Genomic DNA, 12,794 nt, shown 5'->3' on the forward strand with positions numbered 1-12,794 from the left:
GCGGGCCCGTGCACGTCGTTAAGGTGAATCCCATGAGCGCAGCAGCCCGCTTCGACCGCGGCCACACCGACGACCTGATGTCCTTCCTCGCGGCCAGCCCGACGCCGTACCACGCCGTGGCCAATGCCGCGGAGCGGCTGGAGAAGGCAGGCTTCCGGCAGGTCGCCGAGACGGACTCCTGGGACGGGTCGAGCGGCGGCAAGTACGTGCTGCGCGGCGGCGCGATCATCGCCTGGTACGTCCCCGAGGGCGCCGAGGCGCACACGCCGTTCCATATCGTCGGCGCGCACACCGACTCCCCGAACCTGCGGATCAAACCGCGGCCCGACAGCGGGGCGCACGGCTGGCGTCAGGTGGCCGTCGAGATCTACGGCGGCCCGCTGATGAACTCCTGGCTGGACCGCGACCTGGGCCTGGCCGGCCGGCTCAGCCTGCGCGACGGCTCCACCGTCCTGGTCGATGTGGACCGGCCGCTGCTGCGCGTGCCCCAGCTCGCCATCCACCTGGACCGCTCGGTCAGCACCGAGGGGCTCAAGCTCGACAAGCAGCGCCATCTCCAGCCGATCTGGGGCCTCGGCGACGATGTGCGGGACGGCGATCTGATCGCCTTCCTGGAGCAGGAGGCCGGGCTCACGGCCGGCTCGGCCACCGGCTGGGACCTGATGACGCATCCGGTGGAGCCGCCGGCGTATCTGGGCCGCGACCGGGAACTGCTCGCCGGCCCCCGGATGGACAACCTGCTGTCGGTGCACGCGGGTGCGGCCGCGCTGGCCGCCGTCGCGACCTCCGGCGCCTCGCTCACCCGGATTCCCGTGCTGGCCGCCTTCGACCACGAGGAGAACGGCTCCCAGTCGGACACCGGCGCGGACGGCCCGCTGCTCGGATCGGTCCTGGAGCGCTCGGTGTTCACCCGCGGCGGCTCGTACGAGGACCGGGCCCGCGCCTTCGCCGGCACGGTGTGCCTGTCGTCCGACACGGGCCATGCCGTCCACCCCAACTACGCGGAGCGGCACGACCCGACGCACCACCCCCGGGTCAACGGCGGCCCGATCCTCAAGGTCAACGTCAACAACCGCTATGCCACGGACGGTTCGGGCCGTGCGGTCTTCGCCGCCGCCTGCGAGAAGGCGGACGTGCCGTTCCAGACCTTCGTATCCAACAACTCCATGCCGTGCGGCACCACGATCGGCCCGATCACCGCGGCCCGGCACGGCATCCGGACCGTGGACATCGGCGTCGCGATCCTCTCCATGCACAGCGTCCGCGAACTGTGCGGCGCCGACGACCCGTTCCTCCTGGCGAACGCGCTGGTGGCGTTCCTGGAGGGCTAGTCGCCGGCAGCCCTTGAGGAGAGCTGGTTCCCGGAGGGCCGGTGGGAGCCGGGCCCTACTCGTCCATCCCCGCCAGCACCAGCGGCAACCGGTCCGTCCCTCCCTCGGTGAGGCGGACCGGGACGCCCCAGTCCTGCTGGTGGACATGACAGGCCGGGTACTCGTTCGCCGGGTCGTCGTCACAGGAGGCCGCCATCGCCGAGACGTGCAGGACGCCTTCCGGGACGGCCGGGTTCAGCTCCAGCTCGCGCGCGAGGTCCGTGTCCGCGCCCTCGCCCTTGAGCAGCAGCTCGGGCGGGGTCGAGGAGACCAGCAGGCGGGTCGAGGGGCCGTAGCGGACGTCCAGCTTCTGGCCTGCCGGGGCCTGGAAGACGACGTCCAGCCGCAGTCTGCCGGGGCGCACCTCCGTGGCCGCGCGCTGGGTGCGGTGGGCGACCGACTCCACGCGGACCGCCTCCTCGGGCAGCCGCAGCCGGGTCAGCCGGTGCCGGGCCGACTCCACGACCACGAGGTCCGCGCCGTCGAGGACGGCGTCGCTGGGCTCGCGCAGATCGGTGGCCAGCGTCGTGACCTCGCCGGTCGCCGGGTCGTAGCGGCGCAGGGCGTGGTTGTAGGTGTCGGCGACGGCGACCGAGCCGTCCGGCAGGGCGGTGACGCCGAGCGGATGCTGGAACAGGGCCTGGCCGGCGGCGCCGTCGCGGTGACCGAAGTCGAACAGGCCGGTGCCGACCGCCGTGTGGACGTGTCCGTCGAGGTCCACCCAGCGCAGGGCGGACGTCTCGGAGTCGGCGAGCCAGAGCCGCTCGGCAGTGGCCGCGAGACCGGAGGGCTGGGCGAACCAGGCCTCGGCGCCGGGACCGTCGACCAGGCCCTCGTTGGTGGTGCCCGCCGCCACCGCGACCGTGTCCGCCACGGGGTCGTACGTCCACAGCTGGTGGACGCCCGCCATGGCGATCCACACCTTGCCGCCGAAGACCGCCACGTCCCACGGCGAGGAGAGGTCGACCTCGCGGGCCGGGCCGGAGCGGGCGGACCCCTGCCACCACTGCTTTCCGGTGCCGGCCAGGGTGCTCACCGTGCCGGTGGCGAGGTCCAGCCGGCGCAGCGCGTGGTTGACGGTGTCGGCCACGGCCACCGAGCCGTCGTCGAGGAGGGCGAGGCCCTGCGGCTCGCTGAAGGACGCCTGGTCCGGGCCGCCGTCCGTAAACCCGCGCGTGCCCGAGCCGATGCGCCGTACGACCGTCTCGGCGTCCTCGGCCAGCTCCACCAGCTGATGCCGGGTGGTGTCGCTGACCAGGAACGTCCCGGACGGCAGCGGCAGCGCCTTGCCGGGGAAGCGCAGGGTCGTCGGCTCGGGCTCCGGCGGCACATACGGACCGTCGCCGCGGCGCAGGGTGCCCTTCGCCCCGTGCTCGGCCTCCAGCTCCTCGACCAGGCGCTCGATGGCATGGGCGTGGCCCTCGCCCGCGTGCTGGGCGACGACGTACCCCTCCGGGTCGATGACGACCAGGGTGGGCCAGGCACGCACCGCGTACTGCTTCCAGGTGGCCAGCTCCGGGTCGTCCAGCACGGGGTGCTCCACGCCGTAGCGCTCCACCGCGTCGACGACCGCCCGGTGCTCCGCCTCGTGCACGAACTTCGGGGAGTGCACGCCGATGATCACCACCGTGTCCCGGTGCTTCTCCTCCAGCTCGCGCAGCTCGTCCAGGACATGCAGGCAGTTGATGCAGCAGAAGGTCCAGAAGTCCAGGACGACGATGCGTCCGCGCAGGTCGGCGAGGGTGTACTGGGTGTCGCCCGTGTTCAGCCAGCCGCCCTTGCCGGTCAGCTCGGGAGCGCGGACGCGGACGCGTCGGGGTGCGGAGTCGGTCATGGCTCCAAGAGTGCCACCCGGCTCCGACACCCTCCCCGCGCCCAAGCGGGCTCGCGGACCGTCAGGACAGGGCGTGGCCGGTGGTGGCGTCCACGTGGGCCGGCACCTCATCGTGCCGGTCGCCGACCGTCAGGGTGCCGCTGGGCTCCAGGACGAGGATCTCGGTGGGCACGCGCGCGTACGGCTTGTGCGCGATCCCGCGTGGGACGGTGAACACCGAGCCCCTGGGCAGCACGACCGTGCGCTCTCCGGCCGGCTCGCGCAGGGCGATGTGCAGTTCGCCGTCGAGGACCAGGAAGAACTCGTCGGTGTGGTCGTGGGCGTGCCAGAGGTGTTCGCCCTCCACCTTCGCCACGCGCACGTCGTAGTCGTTGACGGTGGTCACGATGCGCGGGCTCCACCGCTCGGTGAAGGACGCGAGCGCGTGGTCGAGGGAGATCGGCTGCCTGGGGTCGGTGATCGGTTCCATGGGTCCATCGTGCGGGTGGCCCGGGCCGCCGCACGAGTGCTAGGAATCGCATATGCCGCAAGGATCCTCTCACCGCGTCGTGCTGATGGTCGACGAGAACTCCAACCCCTTCGAGATGAGCTGCGCCATCGAGGTCTTCGGGCTGCCCCGCCCCGAACTGGGGCGGGACCTCTACGACTTCCGGCTGTGCGCCGCCGAGCCGCTGACCCGGATGCGGGACGGCTTCTTCACGCTCACCGGGGTCGCCGGGCTGAGTGCCGCCGAGGAGGCCGACACGCTGATCGTGCCGAACCGGCCCGACACCGAGGTCCCGCGCGCGGAGCGCGTCCTGGACGTCGTGCGCCGGGCGCACGCGCGTGGCGCCCGGCTCGTCGGCTTCTGCTCGGGCGCGTTCACCCTCGCGGAAGCGGGGCTGCTGGACGGGCGCCGGGCGGCCTGCCACTGGATGTGGGCCGAGGCCTTCCACAGCCGCTTCCCCGGGGTGCGCCTGGAGCCGGACGTGCTCTTCGTGGACGACGGCGACATCCTGACCGCCTCCGGCAGCGCCTCGGCGCTCGACCTGGGCCTGCACATCGTGCGCCGGGACCACGGCGCCGAGATCGCCAACCATGTCTCCCGGCGGCTGGTCTTCGCCGCCCACCGGGACGGCGGCCAGCGGCAGTTCGTGGAGCGTCCGGTGCCCGACGTGCCCGACGAGTCACTCGGCCCGCTGCTGGCCTGGGCGCAGGAACGGCTGGGCGAACCGCTGACGGTGGCGGACCTCGCCGCCCGCGCGGCCGTCAGCCCCGCCACCCTGCACCGCCGCTTCCGCACCCAGCTGGGGACGACGCCGCTGGCCTGGCTCACCGGCGAGCGCGTGGCGCTGGCCTGCCGGCTGATCGAACGGGGCGAGGAACGCCTGGACGTCGTCGCGGCCCGCAGCGGCCTGGGTACGGCGGCCAATCTGCGGGCCCGGCTGCGCCGGGAGACAGGGCTGAGCCCCTCGGACTACCGGCGCCGCTTCGGACCGCCACGGCCCCCGCTTCTCCCGGCCCATGACGCTTCGTCCGGCCCTGTGACGATCTCGCCGCGGCGGGGAACGGTATCCGCATGAGACTCCTCGTACGCGACCGGCTCCTCGGCATCGGTGACGACTACTGGATCGAGGACGAGCACGGCCGGAAGGTCTTCCTCGTCGACGGCAAGGCCATGCGGCTGCGGGACACCTTCCAGCTGAAGGACGCCCACGGACGCGTCCTGATCGACATCCACCAGAAGATGTTCGCCCTGCGCGACACCATGGTGATCGAGCGGGACGGCGAGGGCCTTGCCACCATCAGGCGCAAACGGCTGTCCCTGCTGCGCAACCACTACCGGGTCTCCCTGGCCGACGGCACCGTGCTGGACGTCAGCGGCAAGATCCTCGACCACGAGTTCGCCATCGAGTACGACGGCGAACTCCTCGCGGTGATCTCCCGTCGCTGGCTGCACCTGAGGGACACCTACGGCGTCGACATCGTGCGCGACGACGCGGACCCGGCGCTGCTCATCGCGGTGGCGGTGTGCGTGATCCACCTGGCCCAGAAGGAGCGGGAGGACGACTAGGACGACTAGGACGACTGAGGCAGGCTGCGAGGCCCTCAGCGGCGCGGCGGGCGCAGGCCCAGCACCCGGTCCTTCAGCGCCGGGAACTGCTCGCGGGTCGTCGCCACCCTGGCCGGGTCGAAGTCGACGGTGAGGACCTCCTCGTCGGGGCCCGCCTCGGCGAGCACCTCTCCCCACGGATCCACCACGATCGAGTGACCCGCCTGCGGAACTCCCGCATGGGTCCCGGCCGTTCCACAGGCAAGCACGAACGCCTGGTTCTCCACCGCCCGCGCCTGAGCCAGCAGCGTCCAGTGCGCGCGTCGCCGCTCGGGCCAGCCCGCCGGGATCACCAGCGTCTCGGCGCCGGCGTCGACCAGTGAGCGGAAGAGTTCGGGGAAACGGAGGTCGTAGCAGGTGGCCACGCCGAGCGTGGTGCCGGGCAGCCGGACCGTCACCAGGTCCCGCCCGGCGCCCATCAGCACGGCCTCGCCCTTGTCGAAGCCGAAGCGATGGATCTTGCGGTAGGCGGCGGCCAGCTCACCGGAGGGAGAGAAGATGAGAGAGGTGTTGTAGAGCGGCCCCTCAGGGTCCCGCTCCGGAATCGACCCCGCGTGCAGCCATACGCCCGCGTCGCTCGCGGCCTTGGCCATCGTCTCGTACGTCGGCCCTTCCAGTGGCTCGGCCTCGCGGCCGAACTCCTCGTAGGCGAAGGCGCCCGTGGTCCACAGCTCGGGCAGGACGACGAGATCGGCTCCGGCCTGCTGCCGGACCAGTGCGGCCGTGCGCTGCCGTCGGGAGTCGACCGATTCGCCCTCGTTCACAGCGATCTGGATCAGAGAAGCGCGCACAGTACCACCGTCCTGGCATTCGAGTCGTCCACACAGGCCTACGATCGTCACACGAAAGCACTGCCGGGGTGCCTGGAGGCAGCGTAACTTAGCCACTCAGACACCCGCCGCCGTGCCGCCACCGCCCGCTGGCAACGCCGCCGCAACCTGCCCGTGTACCGACCGCCGAGGGGTCCCGTTCCGTGAGTCTGCATCCCACCCTCCAGCCCTACGCCGACGCCTGGACGCACTCCATCGAAGCGATATCCGAGATGGTCCAGTCGCTCGCGGAAGGCGAGTGGAACCGGCGGACCCCGTGCCCCGGCTGGTCGGTACGGGACGTCGTGTCCCATGTGATCGGCCTGGACTGCGAGATGCTCGGCGACCCGCGCCCGATCCACTCGCTCCCGCGTGACCTCTTCCACGTCACCACCGACCACCAGCGGTACATGGAGATGCAGGTCGACGTCCGCCGTCACCACACGGCGCCGGAGATGACGGCCGAGCTGGAGTACACGGTCATCCGCCGCAACCGCCAGCTGCGGGGCGAGTCCCGCGACCCCGGCGCCACGGTGCGCGGCCCGCTGGGCACGGAAGTCACGGTGGAACAGGCCTACCGCACCCGCGCGTTCGACGTGTGGGTGCACGAGCAGGACCTGCGCACGGCCCTGGGCCGCCCCGGCAACCTGGACTCGCCCGGCGCGCATGTCGTGCGGGACGTCCTTCTGGAAGCGCTTCCCAAGGTCGTCGCGAAGGACGCGGACGCGCCGCGCAGTTCGGCGATCGTGTTCGACGTGCACGGCCCGGTGGAGTTCCTGCGCACGATCCGCGTCGACATCCAGGGCCGCGGCAGCCTGGAAACCGCGCCGGCCCTCGGCCCCGCCGCCACCCTCACCCTCGACTGGGAGACCTATGTCCGCCTCGCCTGCGGCCGCGTCACCCCGGAGGCGGTGGCGGACCGGGTCAAGACCGAGGGCGACCCGGACCTGTCGACGTCGATCCTGCGCAACTTCACGGTGACGCCGTAGCGGATGACGGACCTCGCGGTGACACCGCAGGCCGGGCCAGGCCGCAGCGGGCAGCCGGAAACGGGCGATGGGCGGGTGGAAGGACTCGGCTAGGCCGCAGGCACGTGCACCGTCTCCACCCGGCTGGCGACCAACCGCTCCCGCTCCCGCCGGGCGGCCCGCCCCCGCAGCCGCAGGATCTGCGACACCCCGAGCGCCTGCAGCACAAACACGACACTGAACGCCACGGCATAGTCGTCCCCCGTCGCATCCAGCAGCACCCCGACCGCGAACAACGTCGTCATCGAGGCGATGAATCCACCCATGTTCGTGATGCCGGACGCGGTCCCCTGCCGCTCGGGCGGATTGGCCGGGCGGGCGAAGTCGAAGCCGAGCATCGAGGCCGGCCCGCACGCGCCCAGCACCGTGCACAGCACCACCAGCAGCCACATCGGCGCATGCGCACCGGGATACGCCAGCGTCGCCGCCCACAGCAGCGCGGTCGCCCCGACCGTGCCCAGCGCCAGCGGCAGCCGCGCCGCATGGTGCCGGGCGACGATCTGGCCGTAGACCAGCCCGATCACCATGTTGGACAGCACGACCAGGGTGAGCAGCTCACCGGCCGTGGCCCGGCTGAGCCCCTGCGCCTGGACCAGGAACGGCAGACCCCACAGCAACAGGAACACCATCGCCGGGAACTGGGTGGTGAAGTGCACCCACAGCCCGAGGCGCGTACCCGGCTCCCGCCAGGCCGCCGCGATCTGCCGGCGGACGTAGGCCGCGCCCTGATGCGGGGACGGCTCGGGCTCGAACCCCTCGGGGTGGTCCTTCAGGAACAGCAGCGTCAGCACGAGGACGACGACACCCGCGAGCGCGCTGCCGGCGAACGCCGGGGTCCAGCCGATGCCGTGCAGCAGCCGGGCGAGGACCAGGGTGGAGACCAGGTTGCCCGCCATGCCGACCAGCCCCGCGAGCTGCGCCACCAGCGGCCCGCGCCGGGCCGGGAACCAGCGGGTGCCGAGCCGCAGCACGCTGATGAAGGTCATCGCGTCACCGCAGCCCAGCAGGGCGCGGGAGGCGAGGGCGGTGCCGTACGAGGGCGAGAAGGCGAAGCCCAGCTGCCCGGCGGTGAAGAGGACCGCCCCGATGCTGAGGACCTTCTTCGTGCCGAGCCGGTCGACCAGCAGGCCGACGGGTATCTGCATGCCGGCGTAGACCAGCAGCTGGAGGATGGAGAACGTGGACAGGGCGGAGGCGTTGACATGGAAGCGGTCCGCCGCGTCCAGTCCCGCCACACCCAGTGACGTACGGAAGATGACGGCGACGAAGTAGACGCCGACGCCTATGGACCACACGGTGATGGCCCGCCGGCCGCCCGGCGGGTCACCCGGAAGAGTGACGTTCCGCGCCGGAGCGTTCATCGGACCTCACCCCGGGCGAGGTGCTCGAACCAGCTCACATGCCGGTGCACGACCTCGACGGCCGCCTCCGCGTCCCCGGCGCGCAGCGCGTCCAGTATCTCCTCGTGCTCGGCGAGCGTCTTGGCGATCCGGTCGGGGTGGGAGTGCATGACGGCGACCCCCATCCGCAGCTGGCGGTCGCGCAATCGGTCGTAGAGCCGGGACAGGATCTCGTTGCCGCCGCTGCGCACGATCTCGGCGTGGAAGTTGCGGTCGGTCACCGCGGCCCCGGCCAGGTCGCCGGCGGCGGCCTGCTTCTTCTGCAGCTCCAGCAGCTCGGTCAGCCGGTCCAGCAGCCCCGGCGGGGCGGGTACGGCCTTGCGGGCGGCGTGCTCCTCGACCAGCTGGCGGGTCTCCACCACGTCGGCGATCTCCTGCGCCGAGACGGGCAGCACCAGGGCGCCCTTCTTCGGGTAGAGCCGGATCAGGCCCTCGACCTCCAGCCGCAGCAGCGCCTCCCGCACGGGGGTGCGCGAGACCCCGACGGCCTCGGCCAGCTCGCCCTCGGTGAGCAGGGTGCCGCCCTCGTAGCGGCGGTCCAGGACGCCCTGCTTGACGTGGGCGTACACGCGGTCGGCGGCGGGCGGGGGCTTGTCGTGCCGGCGGGTGGGCTGCTGGACTGCCGTCTTCATGCCCACAGGATAGATACAACACGTACGCATGCGGCAGCGGCGTCCAGCATCCGGACGTGACCAAGGCCTCCCGCAGCAGCCGCACAACCTTCTGTGCTACTTACGTGTCTCACACGTGCGGCCCACTGCTCTCGCCACCTCAACTCGGCCGCACCTCAGGGGCATTCAGACAATCGGGGTACATCACTTTGATTACCGGCATCAAGGGCACTCGCAGCACGCGCTTCCGCCGAGCCGCCGCGGTAACCGTCACCTCCGGCGCACTGCTCGCGGCCGGTGCCCTCACCGCGGCGCCCGCTCAGGCCCTCACCACGCCCTCGATCGTGGCCAAGGGCGGCTTCGTGATGAACAACACGAGCGGTGCCACGCTGTTCGACAAGACGGCGGACTACAAGCGCTCCACCGGCTCCACCACCAAGATCATGACCGCCAAGGTCGTCCTCGCGCAGTCGAACCTCAACCTCGACAAAAAGGTGACGATCCAGAAGGCGTACAGCGACTACGTCGTCAAGAACAACGCCTCCCAGGCCCACCTGATCGTCGGCGACCAGGTCACCGTCCGTCAGCTGCTGTACGGCCTGATGCTGCCGTCCGGCTGCGACGCCGCCTACGCGCTCGCCGACACCTACGGCTCCGGCGCCACCCGCGACGCGCGCGTGCAGAACTTCATCGGCAAGATGAACGCCGCCGCCACCAGCCTGGGCCTGAAGAACACCCACTTCGACTCGTTCGACGGCATCGGCAACGGCAACAACTGGTCGACGCCGCGCGACCTGACGAAGATCGCCAGCAGCGCGATGAAGAACGCGAACTTCCGCGTGATCGTCAAGACGCCGTCGTACACCGCGAAGACGATCACCAAGACCGGCAGCATCCGCACGATGCAGACGTGGACCAACACCAACACGCTGCTCTCCAGCTACCGCGGTGCCATCGGCGTGAAGACCGGCTCCGGCCCGGAGGCCGGCGCCTGCCTCGTCTTCGCCGCGACCCGCAACGGCAAGACGGTCATCGGCACGGTCCTGGCCTCCACCACGTACGCGCAGCGCGCGACGGACGCCACGAAGCTCCTCGACTACGGCTTCGCCAAGCTCGGCTGACGCACCACCTCCACGCACCCACGGGCCCGTCGCGACAAGCGGCGGGCCCGTTGTGCTGTCCGCCCGTTGTGCTGTCCGCCCGTTCCGCGATGGAGATGATGGTGCTAGTGTCATTAGCACCATGTTGCTGCGTCTGGACAAGACCGACACCCGCCCCCTGCACGAGCAGGTCGCGGCGGCGATCCGGCGGGCCGTCGCCGAGGGCGAGTGCCTCGCCGGCGACCGGCTGCCCTCGGCCCGAGATCTCTCCGCGGCCCTGAACATCAACGTCAACACTGTCCTGCGCGGCCTGCGTGAACTGCGGGACGAGGGCCTGCTGGAGTTCCGCCGCGGCCGCGGGATCACCGTGGCCGAGGAGGCTGCCGGGCGCTCCGGACTGCAGATCAGGGTGCGGGAGCTGATCGCCGAGGCATCCCGGCTCGGCTACAGCCGCACCGACCTCATCGACATGATCCGGGGGACGACGACGTGACGAACGGGGACACGACACCATGACGAACGGGGAGAAGGAGGAGACGGGGGAGAGCGGGGCAGGCGGCCGCAGCTCCGCCGCGCGCTGGGCGGGCGTGGGAGGCACGGCGGCCGTCGCGGCGCTGCTCGTGGGCCTGCCCTGGGCCGCGCACGACCGGCTGCCCGACCGGCTGGCGACCCACTGGAGCGGCGGCGACGCCCCCGACAGCTCGATGCCGCTGTGGGCGGCGGCCCTGTTCCCGGCCGGTATCTGGCTGCTGTCCGCCCTCGCGCTGAGCGTACGCCGGCGCCGCTCCTGGCCGGCCGTGCGTCCATGGCGGGCGATCGCGCTCGCGCCCCTGGCCGCGTTGCTCGTCGGCGCGCAGGCGTCCACCGTGCGCGCGAACCTCGACCGAGCCGACTGGCACGAGGCCCGCGAGCCGGCTCTGGACATCGTGCTGGTCCTGGTGTCGGCGGCGGTCGCCGGCGTGCTGGCCTGGCGCTGGACCACCCGCCCCACTCCCACCCCGGCCACTCCCACCCCGGCACTGCGCCTGGCCGAGGGCGAGCGGCTGGTGTGGTTCTCCCGCGCGGTCAACCCCTGGCTGCAACTGTCGGCCGCGCTGAGCGGCCTGATCGCCGTCGGCGCCCTGGCGGCACTGGTCGCGGGCCTCGCGGACCCCACCCCACTGGTGCTCGTGTGCCTGCTCTGCGCCACCGCCTCGCTCGCCGGCGCCGCCCTCTCCTCGGTCCAGGCGAAGGTGTCGGAAGCGGGCCTGGAGGTGTCGTTCGGCCCGCTCGGCTGGCCCGCGCGGCGCTGGTCCCCGGCCACCATCGAGTCCGCCCGATCCGAGCACCGGCTGCCGTCCCAGGTCGGCGGCTGGGGCTACCGTCTCAGCGGCCTCGGTACGACGGTCATGCTCCGCGCCGGCGACTGCCTGGTCGTACGCCCGCAAGGCCGCCGTACGGACTTCGCGGTCAGCGTGGACGACGCCGAGCGGGGCGCGGCCCTGCTGAACGCACTGCGGCAGCGGGACTGAGCCGGGCATGGGCAACCAGGGGGAGGACGAGGGCCGTGCGGCGCCCTGGGACGCGGCCGCCGCGCTGGTCCGGGCCGCGCAGGACGGGGACGCCCTGGCCATGGACGAACTGCTCACGCTGGTGACGCCGTACGTGACCCGGCTCTGCCGTCCGATCGCGCCGCACGATGCGGCCGACGCCGTGCAGGAGTCGCTGCTGGCGGTCTTCAAGGGCCTGCGCACACTGCGCGATCCGCAGGCCTTCTACGGGTGGGTGCGTACGGCCACCGTGCGCGAGGCGGTACGGATCGCCCGCCGCACCTCTGCCGAGGAACCGGCCGACCCCGCCGACCTGGCCCGGCTCGGCGGGCTGCGCGCGCAGGCCGACGGGGAGTTGCCGGCCGATGTGCGGGACGTGCTGGCCCGGCTGCCGGTCCGGCACCGCGCGGTCCTGGTCCTGCGCGAGCTGGAGGACCTGGACGAGGCCACCGTCGCCGACCTGCTCGGCGTACCCCAGGGCACCGTCAAGTCCCGGCTGAGCCGGGCCCGTTCCTCCTTCCGGAAGGCGTGGTCGCGATGAGTTCCTCCGATCCGGTACGGCGGCTGCGGGTGCTGGCCGCGGGACTGCACGCCGGCCTGTACACCGAGGAGCATCTGGCGCTGCCGTACGAGCGAGTGTGGGCGGTGGCCGCCGACCTGGAGGCCGAGCTGCCCCATCTGGTGCCGTTCCTACGGGAGTTCCGCGTGCCGCCGGGCGACGCCGACCGCAAACGGGCGCTGGCGGTCGGCCGTTCGCACCTCACGGAATCCTTCGAGGTACGGCTCTCACCCGGCTGGTGCCTGATGCAGTCCCGGCTGATCGTCGGCGGCATGGCGGCCGTCTCCGAGGCCGGCGGCACCCGCTTCGCCGTCCTCGGCGCGACCCGCCCCACCGCCCTGCGCCCCGCCCAGTGGCTCTACGGCCGCCTGCTCGGCGAACGCCGCGGCCGGGAGTTCATGGGCCGGGTCACCGAGCGGGCGAAACTGCGTTAGCCGTCCGGCGGCGCAGGGGGCGAAGTCA

At 72.2% G+C, this 12,794-nt stretch carries 14 protein-coding genes; 9 read left to right on the forward strand and 5 right to left on the reverse strand.

Annotation, left to right across the window (positions count from 1 at the left end; genetic code table 11):
• Window positions 1-32 precede the first annotated feature (32 nt).
• Window positions 33-1,331, forward strand: coding sequence for a M18 family aminopeptidase (locus tag AB0L75_RS05790; RefSeq protein WP_365175706.1), 1,299 nt, complete (start codon window positions 33-35; stop codon window positions 1,329-1,331).
• 55 nt (window positions 1,332-1,386) lie between these two features.
• On the opposite strand, the gene AB0L75_RS05795 is transcribed toward AB0L75_RS05790, so the two are convergent.
• Together AB0L75_RS05795 and AB0L75_RS05800 are read right to left on the reverse strand one after the other, a co-directional pair.
• A complete protein-coding gene (locus AB0L75_RS05795; protein WP_365175708.1) occupies window positions 1,387-3,204 on the reverse strand; it encodes a thioredoxin-like domain-containing protein in 1,818 nt (605 codons plus the stop codon).
• A gap of 61 nt (window positions 3,205-3,265) precedes the next feature.
• The gene (locus AB0L75_RS05800; RefSeq protein ID WP_365175710.1) at window positions 3,266-3,673 is read right to left on the reverse strand and encodes a cupin domain-containing protein; all 408 of its coding nucleotides are present in this window, start codon (window positions 3,671-3,673) and stop codon (window positions 3,266-3,268) included.
• A 52-nt stretch (window positions 3,674-3,725) separates the two neighbouring features.
• Between AB0L75_RS05800 and AB0L75_RS05805 the strand changes: the two genes are divergently transcribed.
• Together AB0L75_RS05805 and AB0L75_RS05810 are read left to right on the forward strand one after the other, a co-directional pair.
• The gene (locus tag AB0L75_RS05805) at window positions 3,726-4,766 is read left to right on the forward strand and encodes a helix-turn-helix domain-containing protein (protein ID WP_365175712.1); all 1,041 of its coding nucleotides are present in this window, start codon (window positions 3,726-3,728) and stop codon (window positions 4,764-4,766) included.
• Complete coding sequence (locus AB0L75_RS05810) at window positions 4,763-5,257, forward strand: LURP-one-related family protein (protein WP_351566385.1); 495 nt, start codon at window positions 4,763-4,765, stop codon at window positions 5,255-5,257. Before AB0L75_RS05805 ends, AB0L75_RS05810 begins: the two co-directional genes overlap by 4 nt.
• 35 nt (window positions 5,258-5,292) lie before the next feature.
• On the opposite strand, the gene AB0L75_RS05815 is transcribed toward AB0L75_RS05810, so the two are convergent.
• A complete protein-coding gene (locus AB0L75_RS05815) occupies window positions 5,293-6,087 on the reverse strand; it encodes a carbon-nitrogen family hydrolase (RefSeq protein ID WP_365175714.1) in 795 nt (264 codons plus the stop codon).
• Between the two features lie 182 nt (window positions 6,088-6,269).
• Here AB0L75_RS05815 and AB0L75_RS05820 point away from each other — a divergent pair, with 182 nt between their 5' ends.
• Window positions 6,270-7,094, forward strand: coding sequence for a maleylpyruvate isomerase family mycothiol-dependent enzyme (locus AB0L75_RS05820; RefSeq protein ID WP_365175716.1), 825 nt, complete (start codon window positions 6,270-6,272; stop codon window positions 7,092-7,094).
• 89 nt (window positions 7,095-7,183) lie between these two features.
• On the opposite strand, the gene AB0L75_RS05825 is transcribed toward AB0L75_RS05820, so the two are convergent.
• Window positions 7,184-8,494 carry an MFS transporter gene (locus AB0L75_RS05825; RefSeq protein ID WP_365175718.1) on the reverse strand — a complete coding sequence of 437 codons (1,311 nt, stop codon included), beginning with the start codon at window positions 8,492-8,494 and terminating at the stop codon, window positions 7,184-7,186.
• Window positions 8,491-9,165: a GntR family transcriptional regulator gene (locus AB0L75_RS05830; protein WP_365175720.1), complete on the reverse strand. Its 675-nt coding sequence runs from the start codon at window positions 9,163-9,165 to the stop codon at window positions 8,491-8,493. Before AB0L75_RS05830 ends, AB0L75_RS05825 begins: the two co-directional genes overlap by 4 nt.
• Window positions 9,166-9,353: 188 nt before the next feature.
• On the opposite strand from AB0L75_RS05830, the gene AB0L75_RS05835 reads away from it, so the two are divergent.
• The 5 genes from AB0L75_RS05835 (at window position 9,354) to AB0L75_RS05855 (ending at window position 12,766) form a co-directional block, all read left to right on the forward strand.
• Entirely contained in the window at window positions 9,354-10,265 is a 912-nt protein-coding gene (locus AB0L75_RS05835) for a serine hydrolase (RefSeq protein WP_365175722.1), read from the forward strand.
• Window positions 10,266-10,386: 121 nt separating this feature from the next.
• The gene (locus AB0L75_RS05840; RefSeq protein WP_365175724.1) at window positions 10,387-10,737 is read left to right on the forward strand and encodes a GntR family transcriptional regulator; all 351 of its coding nucleotides are present in this window, start codon (window positions 10,387-10,389) and stop codon (window positions 10,735-10,737) included.
• 19 nt (window positions 10,738-10,756) lie between these two features.
• Window positions 10,757-11,755: a DUF1648 domain-containing protein gene (locus AB0L75_RS05845; protein WP_365175727.1), complete on the forward strand. Its 999-nt coding sequence runs from the start codon at window positions 10,757-10,759 to the stop codon at window positions 11,753-11,755.
• Window positions 11,756-11,762: 7 nt separating this feature from the next.
• Window positions 11,763-12,314 (forward strand): RNA polymerase sigma factor, encoded by a 552-nt coding sequence (locus tag AB0L75_RS05850; protein ID WP_365175729.1) that lies wholly within the window; start codon window positions 11,763-11,765, stop codon window positions 12,312-12,314.
• Window positions 12,311-12,766, forward strand: a complete 456-nt coding sequence (locus AB0L75_RS05855) for a hypothetical protein (protein WP_365175731.1) — start codon at window positions 12,311-12,313, stop codon at window positions 12,764-12,766. The genes AB0L75_RS05850 and AB0L75_RS05855 overlap by 4 nt, the downstream gene beginning before the upstream one ends.
• Window positions 12,767-12,794: the final 28 nt, after the last annotated feature.

The sequence above is a fragment of the Streptomyces sp. NPDC052101 genome (assembly GCF_040680235.1).
In the GTDB taxonomy this organism is placed as follows: domain Bacteria; phylum Actinomycetota; class Actinomycetes; order Streptomycetales; family Streptomycetaceae; genus Streptomyces.